The organism is Pseudomonas sp. Je.1.5.c (assembly GCF_051129895.1).
GTDB classification, from domain to species: Bacteria; Pseudomonadota; Gammaproteobacteria; order Pseudomonadales; family Pseudomonadaceae; genus Aquipseudomonas; species Aquipseudomonas urmiensis.
In genome coordinates, this window is the sequence record NZ_JBCPSP010000023.1 from 1 (window position 1) to 21,724 (window position 21,724).

General features: G+C 61.6%; 17 protein-coding genes, 1 tRNA gene and 1 pseudogene. 9 read left to right on the top strand and 10 right to left on the bottom strand.

What is annotated here, in order from left to right; all coding sequences use genetic code 11:
* Nucleotides 1-92: 92 nt before the first annotated feature.
* Nucleotides 93-2,021 carry an ATP-binding cassette domain-containing protein gene (locus tag AAZU54_RS16790; protein WP_312155135.1) on the bottom strand — a complete coding sequence of 643 codons (1,929 nt, stop codon included), beginning with the start codon at nucleotides 2,019-2,021 and terminating at the stop codon, nucleotides 93-95.
* Here AAZU54_RS16790 and AAZU54_RS16795 point away from each other — a divergent pair.
* Together AAZU54_RS16795 and AAZU54_RS16800 are read left to right on the top strand one after the other, a co-directional pair.
* On the top strand, nucleotides 2,020-2,277 hold the full coding sequence (locus AAZU54_RS16795) for a hypothetical protein (RefSeq protein WP_186556324.1): 258 nt from the start codon (nucleotides 2,020-2,022) through the stop codon (nucleotides 2,275-2,277). The two genes, AAZU54_RS16790 and AAZU54_RS16795, sit on opposite strands and share 2 nt — an antisense overlap.
* The gene (locus AAZU54_RS16800; protein WP_434727425.1) at nucleotides 2,238-4,166 is read left to right on the top strand and encodes a transglycosylase SLT domain-containing protein; all 1,929 of its coding nucleotides are present in this window, start codon (nucleotides 2,238-2,240) and stop codon (nucleotides 4,164-4,166) included. Before AAZU54_RS16795 ends, AAZU54_RS16800 begins: the two co-directional genes overlap by 40 nt.
* A 976-nt stretch (nucleotides 4,167-5,142) precedes the next feature.
* Here AAZU54_RS16800 and AAZU54_RS16805 read toward each other — a convergent pair.
* Both AAZU54_RS16805 and AAZU54_RS16810 read right to left on the bottom strand, forming a co-directional pair.
* Nucleotides 5,143-5,946, bottom strand: a complete 804-nt coding sequence (locus AAZU54_RS16805) for an MOSC domain-containing protein (protein ID WP_434727426.1) — start codon at nucleotides 5,944-5,946, stop codon at nucleotides 5,143-5,145.
* A gap of 64 nt (nucleotides 5,947-6,010) precedes the next feature.
* The gene (locus AAZU54_RS16810) at nucleotides 6,011-6,946 is read right to left on the bottom strand and encodes a chemotaxis protein CheV (protein ID WP_186556321.1); all 936 of its coding nucleotides are present in this window, start codon (nucleotides 6,944-6,946) and stop codon (nucleotides 6,011-6,013) included.
* A gap of 353 nt (nucleotides 6,947-7,299) precedes the next feature.
* Between AAZU54_RS16810 and AAZU54_RS16815 the strand changes: the two genes are divergently transcribed.
* The 3 genes from AAZU54_RS16815 (at nucleotide 7,300) to AAZU54_RS16825 (ending at nucleotide 9,727) form a co-directional block, all read left to right on the top strand.
* Nucleotides 7,300-7,791: a histidine kinase gene (locus tag AAZU54_RS16815; RefSeq protein ID WP_186556320.1), complete on the top strand. Its 492-nt coding sequence runs from the start codon at nucleotides 7,300-7,302 to the stop codon at nucleotides 7,789-7,791.
* Between the two features lie 390 nt (nucleotides 7,792-8,181).
* Nucleotides 8,182-9,078, top strand: a complete 897-nt coding sequence (locus AAZU54_RS16820) for a sensor histidine kinase (protein WP_186556319.1) — start codon at nucleotides 8,182-8,184, stop codon at nucleotides 9,076-9,078.
* On the top strand, nucleotides 9,068-9,727 hold the full coding sequence (locus tag AAZU54_RS16825) for a response regulator (RefSeq protein WP_186556318.1): 660 nt from the start codon (nucleotides 9,068-9,070) through the stop codon (nucleotides 9,725-9,727). The genes AAZU54_RS16820 and AAZU54_RS16825 overlap by 11 nt, the downstream gene beginning before the upstream one ends.
* On the opposite strand, the gene yegS is transcribed toward AAZU54_RS16825, so the two are convergent.
* Complete coding sequence (yegS, locus tag AAZU54_RS16830) at nucleotides 9,711-10,598, bottom strand: lipid kinase YegS (protein ID WP_434727427.1); 888 nt, start codon at nucleotides 10,596-10,598, stop codon at nucleotides 9,711-9,713. The genes AAZU54_RS16825 and yegS overlap by 17 nt on opposite strands.
* A gap of 300 nt (nucleotides 10,599-10,898) precedes the next feature.
* Between yegS and AAZU54_RS16835 the strand changes: the two genes are divergently transcribed.
* Together AAZU54_RS16835 and AAZU54_RS16840 are read left to right on the top strand one after the other, a co-directional pair.
* The gene (locus tag AAZU54_RS16835) at nucleotides 10,899-12,353 is read left to right on the top strand and encodes a mannose-1-phosphate guanylyltransferase/mannose-6-phosphate isomerase (RefSeq protein ID WP_186556316.1); all 1,455 of its coding nucleotides are present in this window, start codon (nucleotides 10,899-10,901) and stop codon (nucleotides 12,351-12,353) included.
* Nucleotides 12,354-12,409: 56 nt separating this feature from the next.
* A complete protein-coding gene (locus AAZU54_RS16840) occupies nucleotides 12,410-13,657 on the top strand; it encodes a glycosyltransferase family 4 protein (RefSeq protein WP_434727428.1) in 1,248 nt (415 codons plus the stop codon).
* Here the strand turns inward: AAZU54_RS16840 and AAZU54_RS16845 are convergent.
* On the bottom strand, nucleotides 13,646-14,872 hold the full coding sequence (locus AAZU54_RS16845) for a molybdopterin molybdotransferase MoeA (RefSeq protein ID WP_392463744.1): 1,227 nt from the start codon (nucleotides 14,870-14,872) through the stop codon (nucleotides 13,646-13,648). The two genes, AAZU54_RS16840 and AAZU54_RS16845, sit on opposite strands and share 12 nt — an antisense overlap.
* On the bottom strand, nucleotides 14,856-15,395 hold the full coding sequence (gene moaB, locus AAZU54_RS16850; RefSeq protein WP_186556314.1) for a molybdenum cofactor biosynthesis protein B: 540 nt from the start codon (nucleotides 15,393-15,395) through the stop codon (nucleotides 14,856-14,858). Before moaB ends, AAZU54_RS16845 begins: the two co-directional genes overlap by 17 nt.
* 182 nt (nucleotides 15,396-15,577) lie before the next feature.
* Between moaB and AAZU54_RS16855 the strand changes: the two genes are divergently transcribed.
* Nucleotides 15,578-15,799, top strand: coding sequence for a YgdI/YgdR family lipoprotein (locus AAZU54_RS16855; RefSeq protein WP_023632528.1), 222 nt, complete (start codon nucleotides 15,578-15,580; stop codon nucleotides 15,797-15,799).
* A gap of 81 nt (nucleotides 15,800-15,880) precedes the next feature.
* A tRNA-Pro gene (locus tag AAZU54_RS16860) sits at nucleotides 15,881-15,957 on the top strand.
* Between the two features lie 224 nt (nucleotides 15,958-16,181).
* Here AAZU54_RS16860 and mqo read toward each other — a convergent pair.
* The 4 genes and pseudogenes from mqo to AAZU54_RS16880 form a co-directional block, all read right to left on the bottom strand.
* Complete coding sequence (gene mqo / locus AAZU54_RS16865) at nucleotides 16,182-17,777, bottom strand: malate dehydrogenase (quinone) (protein WP_264235409.1); 1,596 nt, start codon at nucleotides 17,775-17,777, stop codon at nucleotides 16,182-16,184.
* Nucleotides 17,778-18,068: 291 nt separating this feature from the next.
* Complete coding sequence (locus tag AAZU54_RS16870; RefSeq protein WP_392463771.1) at nucleotides 18,069-18,836, bottom strand: methyl-accepting chemotaxis protein; 768 nt, start codon at nucleotides 18,834-18,836, stop codon at nucleotides 18,069-18,071.
* Nucleotides 18,837-18,953: 117 nt separating this feature from the next.
* A pseudogene (locus AAZU54_RS16875) lies at nucleotides 18,954-19,784 on the bottom strand (HAMP domain-containing protein); the annotation flags it as partial.
* 115 nt (nucleotides 19,785-19,899) lie between these two features.
* Nucleotides 19,900-21,663 (bottom strand): ABC transporter transmembrane domain-containing protein, encoded by a 1,764-nt coding sequence (locus AAZU54_RS16880; RefSeq protein ID WP_186556311.1) that lies wholly within the window; start codon nucleotides 21,661-21,663, stop codon nucleotides 19,900-19,902.
* Between the last annotated feature and the right edge of the window lie 61 nt (nucleotides 21,664-21,724).

Here is a 21,724-nt window from a genome sequence, read left to right on the forward strand (position 1 = left end):
GCCCGCTCCCACGCCAGCGCTTTCAGTGCCAGGGGCGTGGGAGCGGGCTTGCCCCGCGATGAGGCCCGCCCAATCACCGCAAGTGCCGAACCTTAGCCCTCCAGCTCAGCCCAGCGCTCAACCAGCACGTCCAGCTCGGCCTGCAGCTTCTCAAGCTTGGCCAGCACCGCCGAGGTCTCCCCGATCGGTCGCTGGTAGAAGCTCGGCGAACCGACTTCTTCCTGTAGCTTGGCCATGGCCTGCTCGATCACATCAATCTGCCCCGGCAAGGCTTCCAGCTCACGCTGAAGCTTGTAGCTGAGCTTCTTCTTGCTGGCATCCGCCACCGGTGCTGCACTAACCGGCGCCGGCGCTTCAACAGATTTCTCCACCACAGCGCTGTTGAGCTCGGACTTGCCGCCCTTGCTCTCGGTCACGCCCAGCAGCTTCGGCGAGCCGCCCTGACGGATCCAGTCTTCATAGCCGCCGACATACTCACGCACCTTGCCCTCGCCCTCGAACACCAGGGTGCTGGTGACCACGTTGTCGAGGAAGGCCCGGTCGTGACTGACCATCAGTACCGTACCCTTGTAGTTGCACAGCACCTCCTCGAGCAGCTCGAGGGTTTCCACGTCCAGGTCGTTGGTCGGTTCGTCCAGCACCAGCAGGTTGGCCGGCTTGCTGAACAGCTTGGCCAGCAGTAAACGCGCACGCTCACCACCCGACAGCGCCTTGACCGGCGTACGAGCACGCTGCGGGCTGAACAGGAAGTCGCCCAGGTAGCTCAGGACATGGCGGTTCTGCCCATCGATCTCGATGAAATCGCGGCCTTCTGCCAAGTTTTCGATAACGGTTTTTTCCAGGTCGAGCTGGTGACGCATCTGGTCGAAGTAAGCCACTTCCAGCTTGGTGCCGCTCTCGACCTTGCCGCCGGTGGGCTGCAAATCGCCGAGCATCAGCTTGAGCAGGGTGGTCTTGCCGGTACCGTTGGCGCCCAGCAGGCCGATACGGTCCTCGCGCTGCAGCACCATGGAGAAGTCCTTGACCAGCATCGGCCCTTGCGGGTGAGCGAAGCTGACGTTTTCCAGGACCATCACCTGCTTGCCGGATTTTTCCGCCGACTCGATCTGGATATTGGCTTTGCCCTGGCGCTCGCGGCGCTCACCACGCTCGACACGCAAGGCCTTGAGGGCGCGCACGCGACCTTCGTTACGGGTCCGCCGGGCCTTGATGCCCTGGCGGATCCATACCTCTTCCTGGGCCAGGCGTTTGTCGAACAGCGCGTTGGCGGTTTCTTCAGCGGCCAGTGCGGCTTCCTTGTGCACCAGGAAGCTGGCGTAGTCGCCGTTCCAGTCGATCAACCCACCACGGTCCAATTCCAGGATGCGTGTAGCCAGGTTCTGCAGGAAGGAACGGTCGTGGGTAATGAACAGCACAGCGCCGTTGAAACCGCTCAGGGCTTCTTCAAGCCAGGCGATGGCACCGATGTCCAGGTGGTTGGTTGGCTCGTCGAGCAGCAGCAGGTCCGGCTCGGACACCAGCGCCTGGGCCAGCAGTACCCGGCGACGCCAGCCACCGGAGAGCTCGGCCAGGGTCTTGTCGGCCGGCAGTTGCAGGCGGCTCAGGGTACTGTCGACCACTTGCTGCAGGCGCCAGCCGTCACGCGCTTCGAGCTCGTGCTGGACATGCATGAGCTTGTCCAGGTCTTCATCGTTGTGGATGTTCTGGCTCAGGTGATGGTACTGCGCGAGCAGCTCACCGACGCCATCCAGGCCGGCAGCGACCACATCGAACACGGTGCGCTCGTCGGCCACCGGCAGTTCCTGCGGCAGTTCGCCGATCTTCAGCGCCGGGGCGCGCCAGATGGCACCATCGTCGGGCTTCTGCTCGCCCTTGACCAGGCGCAGCATGCTCGACTTGCCCGTGCCGTTGCGACCGATGATGCACACCCTCTCACCACGGGCGATCTGCCAGGAAACCTTGTCCAGCAGCGGCATGGCGCCGAACGCAAGGGACACATCGCTTAATTTGAGTAGGGTCATGATCATCTCCAAAAACTGGGCGCGCATTCTACCTGACTTGACCCTTGCCGGCATCAAGTCAACGCCAGTGGAAACGCTTTGCGACATCTGGTCGAACTTAACAGTTGGATACAAGCGCAGTGCTTTCACCGCCAGCGCGCAAACGGCTAAGCTTACGCAATACAACAGTGCTGGCCTCGCCGTCACTTTCCCATGGTTCAACTGCCCGGACGTATCATGCGCAGCCGCCTGTTACAGATTGCTTCTTGCCTGCTGATCACCGCCGCCACTGCCAGTGCGGCGCAGGCCGTCGACCTTACCCAGCAACGTCAGTACTACGACGAAGCCAAACGTGCGCTGGCCAAAGGTGACAAAGGCCCCTACCTGCGTTACTCGCAGGCCTTGCGTGACTATCCACTGACGCCCTACCTGGCCTATGACGAACTGACCGCCCGCCTGAAAAGCGCCAGCAACGAAGAAATCGAAGGTTTCCTCGCCAAGCACGGCGATCTGCCTCAAGCCAACTGGATGAAGTTACGTTGGCTGCGCTGGCTGTCCGAGCGCGGCGAATGGAACACGTTCGCCAAGTATTACGACCCCAAGCTCAACTTCACCGAACTGGACTGCATCAATGGCCAGTATCAGCTCAGCCATGGCAAACGCGCCGAAGGCTTTGCCAGCGCCGAAAAACTGTGGAACGTCGGCAAGTCGCAACCGGCGGCCTGCGATACTCTGTTCGCGATGTGGGCAGCCGAAGGCCAACTGACCGAGGCCAAGCGCTGGGAACGCGCCAAGCTTGCTGCCCAAACGCGTAACTACGCCCTGGCCAACAGCTTGGTAAAGACCCTGACCTCCCTCGCCCCGCAAGGCAAACTGCTGATCGATGTGGCGCAAAAGCCCGAGCTGCTCAACCAGCCTTCGCGCTTTACCCCGGTCAATGAAGCGATGTCCGACGTGGTCAGCCTGGGACTGCGCCGGCTCGCTCGCCAAAACCCTGAACGGGCCATGGCCTTGCTCGATGACTACGCCCAGCGCATGCACTTCTCGCGCGACGAAAAGGTCGCCATCGCTCGCGAAATCGGCTTGACCCTGGCGCGCCGCTACGACCCACGCGCACTGGACTTGATGACCCGCTACGATCCTGAGCTGCGCGATAACACCGTCAGCGAATGGCGCCTGCGCCTACTGCTGCGTCTGGGTCGTTGGGAAGAAGCTTACGAACTGACCAAACGCCTGCCCCAAGACCTGGCCAGCAGCAGCCGCTGGCGCTACTGGCAGGCCCGTAGCCTGGAGCTCGCCCAGCCGAACAACCCGCAGATCCCGCTGCTGTACAAGACCGTGGCTCGTGAGCGCGACTTCTATGGCTTCCTTGCAGCCGATCGGGCGCAGACGCCTTATCAGCTGAACAACAGGCCGCTGGTGCTGAGCCCGCAGCTGGTCAACAAGGTGCGTAATACCCCAGGTATCCGTCGCGCGCTGGAATTCCATGCGCGCGGCCAGATCGTTGAGGGGCGCCGTGAGTGGTACCACGTCAGTCGGCACTTCAACCGTGACGAGATGGTCGCCCAGGCGCGCCTGGCGTACGACTTGCGCTGGTACTTCCCGGCCATTCGCACCATTAGCCAGGCGCAGTACTGGGACGACCTGGACATCCGCTTCCCGATGGCACACCGCGATACCCTGGTGCGTGAGGCCAAGGTCCGTGGCCTGCACTCCAGCTGGGTGTTTGCCATTACCCGGCAGGAAAGTGCCTTCATGGAAGATGCTCGATCTCCGGTGGGTGCCAGCGGCCTGATGCAGTTGATGCCGGCCACGGCCAAGGAAACTGCGCGCAAGTTCAGTATTCCACTGGCCTCACCCTCGCAGGTGCTTAATCCGGACAAGAACATTCAGCTGGGTGCGGCTTATTTGAGCCAGGTGCATGGGCAGTTCAATGGCAACCGGGTGTTGGCCTCGGCGGCCTACAACGCTGGGCCTGGGCGGGTGCGGCAGTGGCTCAAGGGGGCCAAGCATTTGAGTTTCGATGTTTGGGTTGAGTCGATTCCATTCGATGAGACGCGCCAATATGTGCAGAACGTGCTGTCTTATTCGGTGATTTATGGGCAGAAGCTGAATTCGCCGCAGCCTTTGGTGGATTGGCATGAGCGGTATTTTGACGATATGTGAGGGGGCTTGGGCTTGGGCTTTTAGAGAGTTGAGCTTATCCGTTTGATGTAGCGGCGCTACTGGCCCCTTCCGCCCTTACGGCGGCCTACTTTGGTCTTGGCCAAAGTAGGCAAAGCCGCTCGCTCCTGCATACGGCCCCTACGCTGCGCTCCGGGGTCCCTTCGCGCCGGCGCCTTCCAGGCCCGCGCGGCCTACGATTTGCTGCGCAAATCTACATCTCGCGCCTTCGGCTACGCCGAAGGGTGCTAGCGCACCTGGCCCTCCAGACGCCTCTGCTCAGCCTCCTGAAGTCGCGAATCTGCGTCGCCTGGAATTGCGCGCATGTAGATCAAGAGCAGCGAATTGCTACGCTCTCGCAGAAGCCAAAGCCAAAGCCAAAGCCAAAGCCAAAGCCAAGGTTTGAATTTTTCTTTTGTGTGGTTTGTTCCGGCCTCTTCGCGGGCAAGCCCGCTCCCACAGGTACCGCGCAGATTTCAGTCCAGCGTTGAGCCAGCACTGACACCACGCAGATACTGCGAACCCCACGAAGCCTGTGGGAGCGGGCTTGCCCGCGAAGAGGCCAGAGCATCCACCACACCTGCCACTATCGCCAGATAACGCCAGCCCAGGCGCCGCCACAAACTTCGCGACTTCAGGAGGCCGAGCAGAGGTGTCTGTAGGGCCAGGTGCGCAGCACCCTTCGGCGTAGCCGAAGGCGCGAGATGTAGATTTGCGTAGCAAATCGTAGGCCGCGCGGGCCCGGAAGGCACCGAAGCGAGGGGACCCGAAGCGTAGCGTAGGGCCGGATGGTGGAGCGCAGCCTTTTTTGGTTACTTTTGGCTGGGCCGGCACACCGGGCGTTTGCCAAAAAGTGACCCGCCGTAAGGGCGGAAAGGTGCCTAAATGTCGCCATCGTGAATGGATATGTACACAAAATACAAAACACAGGAAATCAGCAAATCAGCCTGGATATCTCATAACGCGAGAAAGCCGAATCCTACTCAAGCACCTCAACCCCCATCCCAACCGCAATCTCCCCCGCCCCATCCGCAGCCAGATTCTGCCCAAACAGCACATCCCCCTCCCGCTCCCGAAACGTCTTCAGCGTCGCCAAAGGCTCCCGATCGGCACTACGCTCCCCCGTCCCAGGATCAAGCGTAGTCAGAATGCACCGCACACTAGGCTTGAGCACCCGAAAGGTCAGATCACCAATACGAATCCGCTTCCAGCCATCCTCGGCAAAAGGCTCAGCCCCCTGCACCACCAGGTTCGGCCGAAACCGCAGCATTTCCATGTCACGGCCAATCCGCCGATTCAGCTCATCGAGCGAGCCCTGCCCAATCAGCAACAACGGAAAGCCATCCGGAAACGCCGCCCGATCACTGTTCAGGCCATATCCGCTAGGCAGGTAGCGTGCACGCTGCTGCGGGCAGTACACCAGGCGTACCGGCTTGCCGAGCAACTCACTGAGCCAAGCCGCTGCCGCATCGCCGGCATCCGGCACGCGCAAGGTGTCACGCCAGATAGTCACCCCGCGCAGGTCGTCATCCACGCCCGGCACAGCCACTTCCAGCGGCATCTGCCCAGGCGTTTGAAGCAGCAACTGCCCCGTCGGGCCAAGGCTGGCTTCAAGCTGCGTCAGCCGCGGCCAGGCCCGCTGGGTAAGAAAGCGGCCATTGGACTCTTCCACCACCAGCCAACGCCGATCACCCTGCAACCCCAGCAGATCTACTGCGCTGGTCACCAGGCTTTGCGCCTGACTCGACTTCACCGGATACCGATACAACGCACTCAGAAACATCCCTGCCCGCCTCATGCCAGTCGAAAACGCCTAGCTTATACCCGGCGGGCGGCGCGCGCAGTGCTCAAGCGGGGGCGTGATCAAGCAACAAGCGCTGGCGCACCACATCCACCAGACGATCCGGCTGGAACTTGGAGAGGAAGTTGTCGCACCCTACCTTCTTCACCATCGATTCGTTGAAGCTACCCGACAACGAGGTGTGCAGCACCACGTAAAGCCCGCGCAGGCGCGCATCGGAGCGAATTTCGGTGGTCAGCCGATAGCCATCCATCTCTGGCATTTCCGCGTCGGTAAAGATCATCAACAGCTTTTCGCAGACATCCTCGCCCGCATCGGCCCAGCCTTTGAGCATGCGTAAAGCCTTGAGGCCATCGCTGGCCACGTGCAGCTTGACCCCCAGCTGCGACAGCGTGTCACGCAACTGCGCGAGAGCCACGGTGGAGTCATCGACCAACAGCACCTCGCGCCCGCGAGCGCGCGCCAGGATCGGGTCGGCGAGCTTGTCATTGGAGACCTTGGCGCTGTACGGAACGATCTCGGCGAGCACTTTCTCGACGTCAATGATCTCCACCAGCTTCTCCTCGACCTTGGTGATAGCGGTCAGGTAGTGCTGACGCCCAGCGCTGGTCGGCGGTGGCATGATCGCCTCCCAGTTCATGTTGACGATGCGATCGACACCGCCCACCAGGAAGGCTTGCACCGAACGGTTGTACTCGGTGACGATAATGGTGCTATCAGGCCCCGGCTGCAGAGGACGCATGCCGATGGCCTGGGACAGGTCGATCACCGGCAAGGTCTGCCCGCGCAGGTTGACCACCCCACAGACAAAGGCATGACGCTGCGGCATCAGGGTCAGCTTGGGCAGCTGCAGGACTTCCTGGACCTTGAATACGTTAATCGCGAACAACTGGCGACCGGCCAGGCGGAACATCAGGATTTCCAGGCGGTTCTCACCTACCAGTTGGGTGCGTTGGTCTACCGTATCGAGAATGCCGGCCATTGGAAAAACCCCCAGGCTTGAGTCGGGAAAAGTGAAATCATCTGTCCTGTATCGGCGACTTTGAGCGCAGCTTGACCCCTCACGGAAAAAGCCGCCGGGATGATTGATATCACTTTACCATCATGCTTTACTGCTGCCACATCTCCTGCCCGAACACATCTGGGACTTGTGTCCCAACCCGACCACCTATCAGGGTTTCCCCTAGGTAGCAATCGGGTGCAACCTGATGTTCGCGATATCCATTAGCCATTAATGTGACGCCATTCTCATTGCATGAACGGAGTCAGGCTTTTGCACGCGATCGACTTGGTGTGGCCCAGCCCTGCTTCAGCCTCGCACGCTGGAGCCTCATGATGGATAGCACCCCGCTGAACAGCAGCGCGCTGCAGGAGTTTCTGCTGGATGCGCAGATCTTGCTGACCAAGGCCCAAGAGTGCCTGCAACACCTTGAGCTGATCGACAACGACCCTGATGCCTGCCATTGCCTGGATGACACCCTGGGCATGCTGGCGCAGCGGGCGAATGACCTGGGCCTGCAGGAAGTGGCTCACTATGCCAACGAACTGGGACAGCTGCTCGCACCCGCGTGCCAGCACCCACAGCTCGAAGCGCAAGCCCTGCCAGCAGTGGGCGCCTGCCTGACCCTGCTTGCCTGGCAACTGGAGCTGGTCGATGCACGCACTGGGCGGTTGAACCTGGACACCTGCGAACAGACCCAGCTACTCGGTGAACTGGCCAATGCTCTAGGCCAGCCGTTTACGCAAACGTGTGCGCCTTGCCAGGCAAACGATCACCTCTGCAACCACCCGCACCCGGCGCTCCATCACCATCACCAGGGTAAATAAAGCCAGCGCCAGGCCGGCAACTAGATTGCAAGTAACTACCTTTACAGGCTCAAACTTAAAAATATAGAGAAAGTTCAGACCGCAGTAATGCACGGCGCAACACCTTAGTTGAATGTTGAACACAGACAATCCACCGGATAATGGCATTTTGCTAGTTTAGGATACGACGCCACACCTCCCCAGTGCCCCGTAAATCCTGAGGTTTCAGACTGTTAGCCAGCCGCGACCAAATGAACTTGAAGTGATACCATGCGCGCAAACGAATGCAGGCATCGCAGATAGCCATCAATTGAATACGCACTCGGCGATTGATTGAACGCAGGATGCCCAAGCCTCTGGTCAGACACGTGCACGGCCTCCAACAGCAATAATTCAGTGGCTTTCCTATCTATGCTCCTACGCTTGAAGATCCCACAGCGTCGCTGCTCCCGCATCGCCGTGTTGCGCTGGACGACCACTGTGCTGTGCGTGGCATCGCTGGCGGCCAACCTGGTGTTGTATTGCCAAGCCTTACCCATGTCCCTGGGCTTGCTTCTGCTGCAGGCAATCGCCATGGCCGGGGTCGGCTGGCAACTGCGTCATTGGGCTCGCTCGATCAGCCTGCGCCCGGCCGAGCTTGCCGATCGAATGCTCAAGGTCCAGGAAAGCGAACGCCAGCGCTTGAGCCGTGAACTGCACGATGACATTGGCCAGCTGTTGACAGCCGCCAAGCTGCAGCTCGACTGGCTGCAACGGCGCATCCCCGGTGAGCTGCAAGCGCAATGCGCCACCCTGCGCGCGACCCTCGACGACACCTTGACCAACGTGCGCGATGTTTCTGCCTTGCTCAACCCGCGCCAACTGGCCAGCCTGGGCCTTGAAGCGAGCCTGCGCGCGCACCTGGTGCGCACCCTGGCCAACAGCGGGGTTAATTGGAGCCTGGAGTGCCAGCAGCGCCTGGGCGGCATTTGCGAAGCGGCAACCATGGCGGCCTTCCGGATTACCCAAGAGGCGGTGACCAACATGCTGCGCCATGCTCAAGCGCGCAATCTGAAGATCCATCTGCGGCGCACTCCAGAAGGCTTGGCCCTGACCATCCAGGATGACGGCCGTGGCTTCATACCGGCCCACAACCCGGCCGAGGCCGGGCAGCGTGGGATGGCTGGCATGCACGAGCGGGCGACCGCGCTGCAAGGTAGCCTGACCGTCATCAGCCAGCCCGATCAGGGCACCCGAATCGAGGCCCTGTTCCCATGGCCACCGCGCACCCATGAACGCGCCAGGACCCCCGCCACCCATGACCTGTAGATTATTGCTGGTGGATGACCACTCGCTCATCCGCGCGGGCGTTCGCGCCTTGGTTTCCGACATCCCGGGCTATCTGGTGGTCGGCGAAGCCGATGATGGCGATCAATTGCTCGACCTGGTTAAGCGCTTGAATCCAGACATCGTGCTGCTGGACATTTCCATGCGCTCGACCAGTGGCCTGGATGCACTGACCTACCTGCGCGCCAACGGCCACACCTGCAAAGTGCTGATTCTGTCAATGCACACCGATCCAGAGCTGATCATGCGCGCGCTGGAAAGCGGCGCTCATGGCTACCTGCTCAAGGACACCACTGCTACTGAACTGGAGCAGGCGCTCACTGCATTGCGCGCCGATGAGCGCTATCTGAGCCCGGCGATTGCGCACACGGTAATCAATCAGGCCCTGCTACACGCGCAAAATGGCAAGCCGCTTGGCGCCGACCGCCACAACCTCACCGCACGCCAATTGGAGATCCTGCGGTTGATCGTGCGTGGCAAGTCGACCCGGGAAATCGCCAACGGCCTGGGCCTTTCGATCAAAACCGTGGAAACCCACCGCTCGCAGATCATGAAGCGCCTGCAGATCTACGATGTCGCCGGCCTGGTACTGTTTGCCGTGCGCGAGAAGATCATCAGTCTGGACGACTAAGCACCGGCGAGCCTGCTGGCAAATGCACCCGCAAGGCCGAGGGCAGCACCTCGAAACGCAAGCTGTCCGCCTGCAGCGGCTCGCCATCGAGATTGATGTCCAGGCCCTGCGAGCTTTTGATCTCCACCCAAGGCAAGCGCGCACGAACGAATAGCCCCTCTCCGGCCAACAGGTCTCGCAAGGCGCCGACCATTTCCTGCGGGGCGGGCAGGATGCCAATATCGAGCAGGCCGTCATCGGCCAGTGCGTCCGGGCACAGCACATGCCCGCCGCCGGCCTGACGACCGTTGCCAATCCCTAATGCCAATAAATCCCCCTGCCATTGGAAATCCGGCCCTTGCAGTTCGACCGAGGCCGCTTGCAGCTCGCTGAAACGCGACAGTCCGGTGAACAGGTAGGCGGCAGCGCCCAAGACCTTTTTCAGATCCTCAGAGGTATTGGCCGTGACTTGGCTACCAAAGCCTGCGGTGGCCATGTTCAGGAACAGTTGATCGCCAACCCTGCCCAGGTCGATCGAATGCGCTGGCTGTTCGAGCAAAGCCAACGCCTCGGCGGGCTCCAGAGGTATGCCGGCAGCCTTGGCAAAATCGTTGGCGGTACCCAGCGGTAACAGCACCAGGCTGGCGTGGCTACTGGCCTGCGCCATGGCCTCGGCGACGTCCCGCAGCGTACCGTCGCCGCCACCGGCGACGATATGGCTGTAACCGGCCTGCAGCGCTTCGCTGACCAGACGCTGTGCATCGCCGCCTTCCCAAGTCAAGCGCACATCCAGGGACCAGCCCCGTTCACGCATGGCGCCGACCGCCTCGCGCACTTGCTCATTCAAGGCCTGCTTGCCGTGCAGGACCAACATTGCCTTGCGCTCGCCCATGACCTCTGCCCCCAAGAAAACCAAAAAAGGTTGCTACCTCAATCTCGACCATGGCCGAGGGCGAATTGCTGCACCCAGAGGGCAATTGCGTCAGAAAATAGCCGTATTAACACAAATGACATTGAAACCCAGGGACCAGAGGTGCATTATCGACAAATATTTGGCCATCACGGACGATGACGGACCAAAAAGTCATTTAATTGACTTTTTGCCTCGCCAGACGCCTGACAGGTCGCTGCTTCTTTGGTCGAAAGTCCCTTTGATCGCGCTGTCCCAAGCGCCTTGCTTCGAGGCTGTGAAATGAGCGTTCTGATCCCCTGTATCATCGCTGGCGGTGCCGGCACACGTCTTTGGCCGGTTTCCCGCGAGGCCATGCCCAAGCCGTTCATGCGTCTGCCAGACGGCGAGAGCCTGCTGCAGAAGACCTTTGCCCGCGCCAGTGCCCTCGCGGGCGTGGAACGGGTATTGACGGTGACCAACCGCGATGTGTTCTTCCGCACTCAAGATGAATATCGCCAGGTCAACGCGTTCAACGTCGCCCTGGACTACATCCTTGAACCCTGTGGGCGCAACACCGCGCCCGCCATCGCCGCCGCGGCGCTGCACTGCGCGCGCCACTATGGCGAGGATAGCGTGCTGCTGATTCTGCCGGCCGACCACCTGATCCAGGATCTGCCCGCCTTCGAGCAAGCGGTCGCCCAGGCCGCGCAACTGGCCCATCAAGATTGGCTGTGTACCTTTGGCTTGCGCCCCAGCCGTGCAGAAACCGGCTTTGGCTACATCGAGCAGGGCCAGGCGCTGGAGCAGCTTGGCCATAAAGTCGCGCGCTTCGTCGAAAAACCCGATGCGCAAACCGCGCAAGCCTACCTCGACGGCGGTCGCCACCTGTGGAACGCCGGCATGTTCTGCCTACGCGTCGACACCCTGCTGCGCGAGCTGCAAGCGCATGCGCCAGAAGTGCTGGAAAGCGTAGCTCAGTGCATGCAGGTCAGTTCGGTCAAGCAAGGTGATCGCGCCCTGCAAGTGGAGCTCGACCCAGACAGCTTCGCCCAGGCCCCCGATATCTCCATCGACTATGCACTGATGGAGCAATCGACCCAGGTCGCCGTCGTCCCTTGCGAGCTGGGCTGGAGCGATATCGGCAGCTGGGAAGCGGTTCGCGAGTTGCGCGAGACCGACCCCCAAGGCAACCATTGCAATGGCGAGACCGTGCTGCACGACGTCAGCAACTGCTACATCGACGCACCTCGGCGCCTGGTGGGGGCAGTCGGCCTGGACAACCTGATTGTCATCGACACCCCGGATGCCTTGCTGATCGCCGATGCCGCGCGCAGCCAAGAGGTCAAGGTGATCGCCCAGCAACTCAAGCGCCAGGGCCATGAAGCCTACCGCCTGCACCGCACCGTCACCCGCCCCTGGGGCACCTACACCGTGCTCGAAGAAGGCCCGCGCTTCAAGATCAAGCGGATCATGGTGCGCCCGGGTGAATCGCTGTCGTTGCAGATGCATCACCATCGCAGCGAGCACTGGATCGTGGTCAGCGGTATCGCCTGCGTGACCAATGGTGAAGAGGAGTTCCTGCTCGACACCAACGAGTCGACCTTCATCAAGCCCGGCCGCACCCACCGCCTGACCAACCCTGGGGTGATCGACCTGGTGATGATCGAAGTGCAAAGCGGTGAGTACCTGGGCGAAGACGACATCGTACGCTTTACTGATATCTATGGACGCGCCCCGGCAGCAGCGGTCAGCTGATTGCCTGCGGGCGCGCCTTGCCATCCAACAGCCGACGCTCAGCGAGGATTGGGGAGATGCGTATACTTTGGACCTTGCCCTACCTGCCCTGGCCAACCACCAGTGGCAGCAAGACCCGGCAATATCACCTGCTGCGCCAGTTGGCCGAGCATGGTCACCGGATCACCTTGCTGGTGCAGTCCAAAGTCCCCCTGGGCGATGCCGCCCGCGCCGCCCTGGAGCCGCTGCTCGAGCGCCTGATCGTTCTGCCCAGGCGCCCGCTGCACAGCCCACTGAACTTGTTGGCCTCGCCGATCATCGACTACCCCATGCGGGCGATTATCCACGGCCTGGCGCCGTGCCTGCGCCACCAATTCGAGCAGTTGTTGGATGAGCCCTGGGACGTCATCCAGATCGAGCACAGCTACAGCTTCCAGCCGTTCGAAAAAGCCCTGCAAGCACGCGGCCTGCCCTACATGCTCAGCGAACACACCATCGAGTCGGTGATGGGCGCAGCCTGCCAGGATCGCCTGCCACTGTGGCTAAGACCGCTCAATGCGTTTGATCGTTGGCGCTACCGGCGCTGGGAGCAAAGGGTATTGCGCCAACCCAATGAAGTGGTGGCCGTCAGCGCTCATGACGCCGAACTGATCGGCCAGATCAGCGGCAGGCCGGTGAATGTGGTGGTCAATGGTGTGGACTGCGATTACTACCAGGACGTGCGCCCCGCCCTGCACAGCCAGCGCCTGCTGTTTGTCGGCAACTTCGAATACGGGGCAAACCTTGAGGCGATCGAATGGGCGCTTGAAGAAATCCTGCCCCAGGTGTGGATGAGCAACCCGGCTGTGCGCCTGGCGATCGCCGGCCATGCCCTGCCGTCGAGCTGGAAGCTGCACTGGAACGACCCGCGCATCGAATGGATTGGCTATCGCCCAGATTTACGCGAACTGCAGCGGCGCTCGGCGCTGTTCTTCGCCCCGCTACGCTATGCCGGTGGCTCCAAGGTGAAGATTCTCGAAGCCATGGCCGCCGGCCTGCCGGTGATTACCACCAGCAAGGGCGTATCGGGCCTTGCGGTGAATAACGGCGAGCATTACCTGGGCAGCGACGAGGGCGGCCAGTTGGCCCTGCAAATCAATCAACTGCTCAATCAGCCTTGGCGGATGTGCCAACTGGGCGAGTCGGGCCGCCAGTTTGCCCGGCAGCGTCACGACTGGAGCGTTGCCGCGCAACAACTGGAGAGCGTGCACATGCGCCTGACCCAGCAGGCACCGGCTAGTTCCACAGCCGTCGGCGGCGTATTGATCGGCCGCTCAGCCAAGTAGCTCGCTTAGGGGAATGAACGACACGCTGTCGCCTTGGCGCGGCGTGCTGCCTTCAAGCACCTCGACCAGCCCCTCCGCCCAGGCCGCACTGCGCAGCACGCCCGAACTCTGGTTCTTGTAGATGCGCACCCTGCCCTGCTCGATCCGTGCCCGCAGGTATTCGCGCCGGGTGCCTGCCTTGGTCCAGTCGAAACCTGCCGGGACACTGAAGCGCAGCGGTGTCACCTCGGTGACGCCTTGGCGGCGCAGCAGGTAAGGCCGGGTCAACAAGCCAAAGGTGACCAGGGTCGAGGCCGGGTTGCCTGGCAAACCAATCACCGGCACCCCGCGGTAGTGGCCGAAGGTTAGCGGCTTGCCCGGCTTGATGGCCAGCTTCCATAATGCCAACTCACCGGCTTCACGCAGGGCGATGCCCAGATAATCCGCCTCGCCCACCGATACCCCACCGGTAGACAGGATCAGATCGACATCAGCCAGGCCGGCCAGGCAATCGCGAGTGATCTGCAGGTCATCGGCAACAATGCCGACATCCACCACTTCGCAGCCCAAGCGCTGCAACCAACTGGCGAGCAGGCGGCGGTTGCTGTTGTAGATCTGGCCGGGGCCCAACGGCAGGCCAGGCTCGACCAGTTCGTCACCGGTCGACAACACCGCCACGCGCACCCTGCGCACGACCTTGAGGCGGGCGCGCCCCAGGGTCGCGGCCAGGCCCAGTTCGATTGGGCCCAACCGGGTGCCTTTGTTCATCACCTGTTCGCCAGCCCGAGTCTCCTGACCTTGTGGGCGAACGTTCTGGTCGACCCGCAACGGCTCGAGAAAACTTACTCGGCCATCTTCCAGCAGCTCGACGTTTTCTTGCATTTCGACGCAGTCGGCGCCCTCGGGCAGCGGTGCGCCGGTAAATATCCGAGCACAGCTGCCGGGCTGTAATGGCTGCGGTGCGTGGCCGGCGAAAATGCGCTGGCTCACCGGCAGCGGCTCGCCCTGCCAATCGCTCAGTCGCAGGGCGTAGCCGTCCATGGCACTGTTCGGCCACGGCGGCAGGTCCAGCTCGGCCAGCAGATCTTCAGCCAACACGCGCCCCTCGGCCTCGGCCAAGGTGACCACTTCGGTTTCGGCGATGGGCGCCTGCTCAGCCAGTTTCAGCAGTTGCTCAAGGGCCTCTTCCACCGGCATCAACGGCCGGTTCTGCACGCCCTCAACCACGGCTTTCACAGGCCGCTGCCTGTTTCAGGTGAGGCACGAAATTGCATGGTCGATGCCGCGAGTCGAGCTGCTCGGCGAGGATGCCGTCCCAACCGGTGCGCACCGCGTTGGTTGAGCCTGGCAGGCAGCAGACCAGGGTGCCATTGGCCAGCCCCGCCAGCGCGCGCGACTGTACGGTAGAGGTGCCGATATCGGCCACGGAGATCTGGCGGAACAGCTCACCAAAGCCGTCCACTTGTTTGTCCAGCAGGCACCCGACCGCCTCAGGGGTGCTGTCGCGACCAGTGAAGCCGGTGCCGCCGGTAATCAGCACCACCTGTACGTGCTCGTCGGCAATCCAGGTCGCGACTTGGGCGCGGATCTTGTACAGGTCATCCTTGAGCAGCACGCGCTGCGCCAGCTGATGGCCAGCGGCGGTCAAACGGTCAACGAACAGCTGGCCAGAGGTATCGGTGTCAAAAGTGCGGGTGTCGCTGACCGTGAGCACGGCGATGTTCAGCGCCACGAAGGGAGTATCTGCCTTGGCTTTCATGGGGATCCGTCGCAGGGAGGGAAGTCGATGGCGCTTGTTATATCACAGGCCGGCCCGCCATCGCCGCGAGGGTTGTTCTACATCAACCCTTGCGCATTGGCGCTATGCTGCACTGTGCAAGGAACTTGCGAGGACGCGCTGCGTCTTACAGTCATCAAGCACCATCGAACTGGAGAAACACGATGATCCAACGGACCCTTCCCGCCTTCCTGCTTGCCCTGGGCCTCGGCGCCCTCGCCGGCTGTGCATCGCCTACCGTCATCACCCTGAATGACGGTCGCGAAATTCAGGCGGTGGACACCCCTTCCTATGACGACGACTCTGGCTTCTACGAATTCGAGCAGCTCGATGGCAAGCGCACACGCATCAACAAAGACCAGATCCGCACGGTAAAAGAGCTGTGATCTGACCCTGTTTTTTGGCAAACAGTCTTTTCACAACAAGGGCTTGCGTCGAAAAATGGCTTGCAGTAGGATTTTGTTCATCGGAGTGTAGCGCAGCCAGGTAGCGCGTCTCGTTCGGGACGAGAAGGCCGCAGGTTCGAATCCTGTCTCTCCGACCAAATCCTGCTTCTCGAAAAGCCCGCCTTGCGCGGGCTTTTTGTTGTCTGCGTGAACGTCTGCTGAATACGCGTCGGCCTTTTCGCGGGCAAGCCCGCTCCCACAAACATCCCGCCGGCATCAACAACGGTGAGTTGCCTGTGGGAGCGGGCTTGCCCGCGAAAAGGCCGACGCGGATCCCAGACAAAACAACGCCTCCCGAGGGAGGCGCTATTCACAACCAGACTTATTGCGCCGCAGTCGCTTGAGCCAACGCTTGCTCCGCCTGCACCGGCACGTACAGCAGTTGCAGACGCGAGCTGCTCCACTCACGGGTCTTGTTGGTCAACTCAAGGTTGTTATTCAGCTTCTGGCCATAAGTCGGCACGATCTGCTTGAGCTTGGCCTGCCACTCAGGGCTCTTGACCTGATCCTTGAAGGTCTTCTCCAGCACCGTCAGCATGATCGGCGCTGCGGTCGAGGCGCCAGGCGAGGCGCCGAGCAATGCAGCGATGCTGCCGTCCTGGGAGGCCACCACTTCAGTGCCGAACTGCAAGATACCGCCCAGCTGCGGGTCCTTCTTGATCACCTGAACGCGCTGGCCAGCCTGGAGCAATTTCCAGTCTTCATTCTTGGCGTTCGGGAAGTACTCGCGCAGGTTGTTCATGCGGTCGTCGAAGCTGAGCATCAACTGGCCCATCAGGTAGGTGCTCAGGTCGATGTTGTCGATCCCGGCATGCACCATCGGGCTGATGTTGTGGCTGGTCAGCGAAGCGAACATGTCCAGCAGCGAGCCATTTTTCAGGTACTTGGTGGAGAAGGTCGCGAACGGGCCGAACAGCAGCACCTCCTTGCCATCGATGACCCGGGTATCCAGGTGCGGCACCGACATCGGCGGCGCACCGACCGAGGCCTTGCCATACAGCTTGGCCTTATGCCGGGCAACCACGTCAGGGTTGTCGGTCATCAGGAACTGGCCACCCACCGGGAAGCCGGCGTAGCCTTCAGCCTCGGGGATACCGGACTTCTGCAGCAGCTTGAGCGCGCCACCACCGGCGCCGATGAAGACGAACTTGGCATTGACGGTGGTTTGCTTGCCGCCGTCGGCCAGGTCCGCCACCACTACATTCCACGAACCATTGTCGTTGCGCACGATGTCGCGTACTTCATGACGCAGGTGCAGCTTGACGTTCGGGTTGCGGCTCATCGAGGCGAACAGCTGGCGGGTGATCTCGCCGAAGTTGACGTCGGTGCCGATGGCCATGCGGGTTGCCGCAACCTTCTGCTCAGGTGAGCGGCCTTCCATCACCAGTGGCACCCACTGACGGATCTGCTCGTGGTCTTCGGAGATTTCCATGCCACGGAACAGCGAGCTGTGCTGCAGGGCAGCGACACGCTTGTGCAGGAAGGCAATGTTCTCATCGCCCCAGACAAAGCTCATGTGCGGCACGTTGTTGATGAACGACTTGGGATTGCTCAGCACGCCCTGCTCGACCTGATAGGCCCAGAACTGCTTGGAGATCTCGAACTGCTCGTTGACCCCAACTGCCTTGCTGATGTCGATCTTGCCGTCCTTGCCTTCGCTGGTGTAGTTCAGCTCGCAGAAGGCCGAGTGGCCGGTACCGGCGTTGTTCCAGGCGTTGGAGCTCTCTTCGGCGACCTGGTCCATGCGCTCGTAGACGTCGACTTTCCAGTCCGGTTGCAGCTCAGTGAGGTAAGTCCCCAGGCTTGCACTCATGATGCCGCCGCCGATCAGCAGGACGTCGACGGTTTTTTCCGGTTGCGCAGGCTTGGAGCAGCCGACGACGCTCAGGCACAGGAGCGTCAGCAGGATTTTTTTCATAGCTCAATCCAATTGAAGTGAAGTGTCTGGCTGACCGCTCCCTGCGCATATGCACGCCCGGATTGTTGTTCTGGCTTGGCTGATCCTGGTGTCAACCGGCGCCTGGGGTTTCGATGAATCGGGTACGACCGCCGTTGCGCCCTTAAGCAGACTCCGTGCCAGTTTTACCAAGACCAATGTCTAATGGCTGAGGCCTGTCGTCGCACCCTGATTGATGTGCCTTTTATGGCGACAATCCGCCACATGCTTGGCCTCTATCAGCGCCATCTGGCGGATTTCCCCCTGGTTTTTTCAGGCGCTCAAGCGCGATGTCACTTCACCCAACTGCCCCGACAAACCATGCAGCCGCTGCCCAGCCTGCTCGGTATGCTGCACGGCCTGTTGGTTGGCCGTAGCGATGCGGGTGATCTCGATCAGATTGCGCGAGATATCTTCGGCGACGCTGGTCTGCTCCTCAGCCGCCGTGGCGATCTGCCGGTTCATGTCGCGGATCGCCTCCACCGCCGCAGTGATGCGCTGCAGCATCTGCCCCGCCTGCTGCACCTGCTCGCCACCCTCTTCGCTGCGCCGCTGGCCACTCTCGATAGCCTTGACCGCCTCTACTGCGCCCGACTGCACCGCCTCGATGATCTGATTAATCTCGGCAATCGATGCCGCAGTGCGTTGGGCCAGGCTGCGTACCTCATCAGCGACCACCGCAAAGCCGCGCCCGGCCTCACCAGCACGAGCGGCCTCGATCGCGGCATTGAGCGCCAGCAGATTGGTCTGCTCGGCGATACCCCGGATCACCTCCAGGACCTTGCCGATGCGCGTGCTGTCGTGTTCCAGATCGCGAATAACCGCAGCGGTGCCAGCGATCTCGCGGTTGACGTTGGCAATGGTGTCGATGGTGGCCTGCATGACCTGCTCGCCGGCCTGAGCACTGTGATCGGCATCGTCTGCAGCGCGCGCCGCTTCAGCCGCATGACGCGCTACTTCTTGAGCGGTGGCGGACATCTCATGCATGGCCGTGGCCACTTGATCGGTACGCTGGAACTGATCGTGCGTGCCGCGCGCCATGTCGCCGGCCAGGTTGCGCAACTGGCCGCTGGCGCCTTCAAGTTCATCGGCGTTGTCCTTGAGGCGGCCTATGGTCTCGGCCAAGAAGTCACGCAAGGTATTGGCCGCCCGGGCCAGTCGGCCCAGTTCGTCTTCACGGCGGTCATCCACGCGCGCAGCGAAGCGCCCTTGGCTCAGTTGTGCGACATAGTCGATCAGTTGGCGAATCGGCTCGATCAGGCTGCGATTGACCAGCCACAGGCTGAGCACGCCGACCAGCAGCGCCGAGCCGAGCATCACCAGCAAGCCGATCCACACAGTTCGCTGCGCGCTGGCATTGATGGCAGCGGCGCGCTCGCGGGCATCAGCGCGCAACTGCTCGACCAGCACACTCATCTGCTCACTGGCCGCGCGGTCCACGCCCTTGACTGCCAGATCACCTGCGACCGGATCGCCTCCAGCCGCCAGAAACGCCTGGCGCCCTTGCGCATAGGCCTGGCCTAACTGCCGATGACTGTCACGCAGTTGCTCAAGTGGCGCCTTGAGCTGGTCATCGCTGCTCTGGATCAGTTGCCCAAGCAACTGCTGGACCTGTTGCTCGCGCGCCTGGAACTGCTGCCAGTACTTATCCAGCTCGGCCGGCTGACGACCGCGCAGCAGCACGTTCTTCCACTCCTGCACCTGGATCTTGAACTGCAGGTTGGCCTCATCGATCAATTGCGAAGCGCGTAGCGGGCCATCGACCAGCTCGGCATAGCCACGCACGCTGGACGACAGGAACTGGAAGCACACCAGGGCAATCAGCAGCATCGCCGCCAGGCTGCCGCCGAGCAAAGAGAGGATTTGTACGCGGAGGGATTTACGCAACATCGCGGATCTCGGGAACAAGGAGGGAAGAAAACGGCGTGCCGAAACAGCGCCGCGACAGACATCCTTGTCCTCGTTCGCAGGCCAAAAAAAAGCTGCCATCGTTCGATAGCAGCCAGGTCGAGCACTTACGTCACAGCTGAGCCAGATAGTCTCAGGCAATTGCTACAGAAATGTTACAAATCAACTACATCCGCCCGCCAAGCAGCGACAAATCTTAGATCGAGGTGAACTGCAGCTGGGCAAGCCTGGCGTAGAGCGGGTTTTCCTCGACCAATTGCCGGTGGCTGCCCACCGCGACGATCCGGCCTTTGTCGATCACCGCAATCCGCTCGGCGTGCTGCACGGTGGCGAGCCGATGAGCGATCACCAGCGTTGTGCGCCCCGCCATGAGGCTCGGCAAGGCCTGCTGGATCAGGTGTTCGCTTTGCGCATCCAAGGCACTGGTGGCCTCGTCGAGCAGCAGTATCGGCGCATCGACCAGAAGCGCCCGGGCAATCGCCAGGCGTTGCCGCTGGCCGCCAGACAGGCCGATGCCACCCTCCCCGAGCAACGTTTGATAGCCTTGGGGCAGTTGCTGGATGAATTCATGAGCATGCGCGCCACGCGCTGCCGCCTCGACTTCGGCAAAGCTTGCATCAGGGCGACCGTAGCGGATGTTGGCCTCCACCGTGCCGCGAAATAGCGCTGGGTTTTGCGCCACCAAGGCAAACTGGCGGCGCAAGGCAGATGGCTCAAGTGCCGTCAGCGGCTGGCCATCGAGCAGAATCGCCCCCTGTTGCGGGTCGTAGAAACGCAGCAGCAGGTCGAACAAGGTCGATTTGCCCGCCCCTGAGGGACCGACCAATGCCAGTGTCTGCCCCGGCTCGACAAGCAGGTCCAAGCCATCCAAAGCCGCTACCGTCGGCCGTGATGGATAGGCAAAAACCACCTCACGCAGCTCGATACGGCCGCTAGCTCGCTCACCGGGTTGGGCAACTGCGCCGACCGGAGCGAGGATCGCACTCTGCGCCGCCAGCAACTCGGCAATACGTTCTGCCGCACCCGCCGCACGCTGTAGCTCACCGATCACCTCACTAAGGGTGCCGAAGGCACTGCCGACGATCAGGCTATAAAACACGAAAGCTGCCAACTCACCCGCTGAGATACGTCCGGCGATCACATCCATGCCGCCCACCCAGAGCATCACCCCCACCGCGCCCAGCACCAGCACGATCACCAAGGTGATCAACCACGCGCGTTGGGCAATGCGTCGCCGCGCGACAGTGAACGCAGCCTCTACCGTCTCAGCGAAGCGCTCGCGATCCAACGGCTGATGGTTGTAGGCCTGCACCGTCTTGATCTGGCCGAGCGTCTCGGCCACGTAGCTGCCGACATCGGCCACCCGATCCTGGCTCTGGCGCGACAGGCTGCGTACCCGCCGACCGAACAACAGAATCGGCGCCAACACCAACGGCAAAGCCAGCACCACGATACTGGTGAGCTTGGGGTTGGTGATGAACAGCAGCACCACGCCACCCAGCACCATCAGAGCATTACGCAGGAACATCGACAGCGACGAGCCGATCACCGATTGCAGGAGCGTTGTATCAGCGGTCAAGCGCGACTGAATCTCCGAGCTGCGGTTGTCTTCGAAAAACCCGGGGTGCAAGCCGATCAGGTGATCGAACACGGCCCGGCGGATATCAGCCACGCAGCGCTCACCAATCCACGACACCAGGTAGAAACGGCTGAAGGTGCCCACTGCCAAGGCGACCACCAGCAGCATGAACAGGCCCAGGGTCTGGTTGAGCTGGTGGGCCGAACCGGTCATGAAGCCCTGGTCCACCAGCAGGCGAATGCCCTGCCCCATCGACAAAGTAATCCCCGCAGTGACCACTAGCGCCAGCAAAGCCAGGAGCATCTGCTTGCGGTACGGTTGCAGGAACTGCCAGCCCAGGCGCAAGGCGCGGCGCTGACGTGAAGTAACAGAATCGGGCATGACGCAGATCATCTAGCCAAGGAAGCGCTCAGCCTACCATTCATCTACACGGGCGGAACTC

What these genes read in the sequence shown, in the direction of transcription:
- AAZU54_RS16795 (WP_186556324.1), top strand. Translation starts at nt 2,020, where the DNA reads ATGATCATCTCCAAAAACTGGGCGCGCATTCTACCTGACTTGACCCTT.
- AAZU54_RS16790 (WP_312155135.1), bottom strand. Translation starts at nt 2,021, where the DNA reads ATGACCCTACTCAAATTAAGCGATGTGTCCCTTGCGTTCGGCGCCATG.
- AAZU54_RS16800 (WP_434727425.1), top strand. Translation starts at nt 2,238, where the DNA reads ATGCGCAGCCGCCTGTTACAGATTGCTTCTTGCCTGCTGATCACCGCC.
- AAZU54_RS16805 (WP_434727426.1), bottom strand. Translation starts at nt 5,946, where the DNA reads ATGTTTCTGAGTGCGTTGTATCGGTATCCGGTGAAGTCGAGTCAGGCG.
- AAZU54_RS16810 (WP_186556321.1), bottom strand. Translation starts at nt 6,946, where the DNA reads ATGGCCGGCATTCTCGATACGGTAGACCAACGCACCCAACTGGTAGGT.
- AAZU54_RS16815 (WP_186556320.1), top strand. Translation starts at nt 7,300, where the DNA reads ATGGATAGCACCCCGCTGAACAGCAGCGCGCTGCAGGAGTTTCTGCTG.
- AAZU54_RS16820 (WP_186556319.1), top strand. Translation starts at nt 8,182, where the DNA reads ATGCTCCTACGCTTGAAGATCCCACAGCGTCGCTGCTCCCGCATCGCC.
- AAZU54_RS16825 (WP_186556318.1), top strand. Translation starts at nt 9,068, where the DNA reads ATGACCTGTAGATTATTGCTGGTGGATGACCACTCGCTCATCCGCGCG.
- yegS (WP_434727427.1), bottom strand. Translation starts at nt 10,598, where the DNA reads ATGGGCGAGCGCAAGGCAATGTTGGTCCTGCACGGCAAGCAGGCCTTG.
- AAZU54_RS16835 (WP_186556316.1), top strand. Translation starts at nt 10,899, where the DNA reads ATGAGCGTTCTGATCCCCTGTATCATCGCTGGCGGTGCCGGCACACGT.
- AAZU54_RS16840 (WP_434727428.1), top strand. Translation starts at nt 12,410, where the DNA reads ATGCGTATACTTTGGACCTTGCCCTACCTGCCCTGGCCAACCACCAGT.
- moaB (WP_186556314.1), bottom strand. Translation starts at nt 15,395, where the DNA reads ATGAAAGCCAAGGCAGATACTCCCTTCGTGGCGCTGAACATCGCCGTG.
- AAZU54_RS16855 (WP_023632528.1), top strand. Translation starts at nt 15,578, where the DNA reads ATGATCCAACGGACCCTTCCCGCCTTCCTGCTTGCCCTGGGCCTCGGC.
- mqo (WP_264235409.1), bottom strand. Translation starts at nt 17,777, where the DNA reads ATGAAAAAAATCCTGCTGACGCTCCTGTGCCTGAGCGTCGTCGGCTGC.
- AAZU54_RS16870 (WP_392463771.1), bottom strand. Translation starts at nt 18,836, where the DNA reads ATGGCGCGCGGCACGCACGATCAGTTCCAGCGTACCGATCAAGTGGCC.
- AAZU54_RS16880 (WP_186556311.1), bottom strand. Translation starts at nt 21,663, where the DNA reads ATGCCCGATTCTGTTACTTCACGTCAGCGCCGCGCCTTGCGCCTGGGC.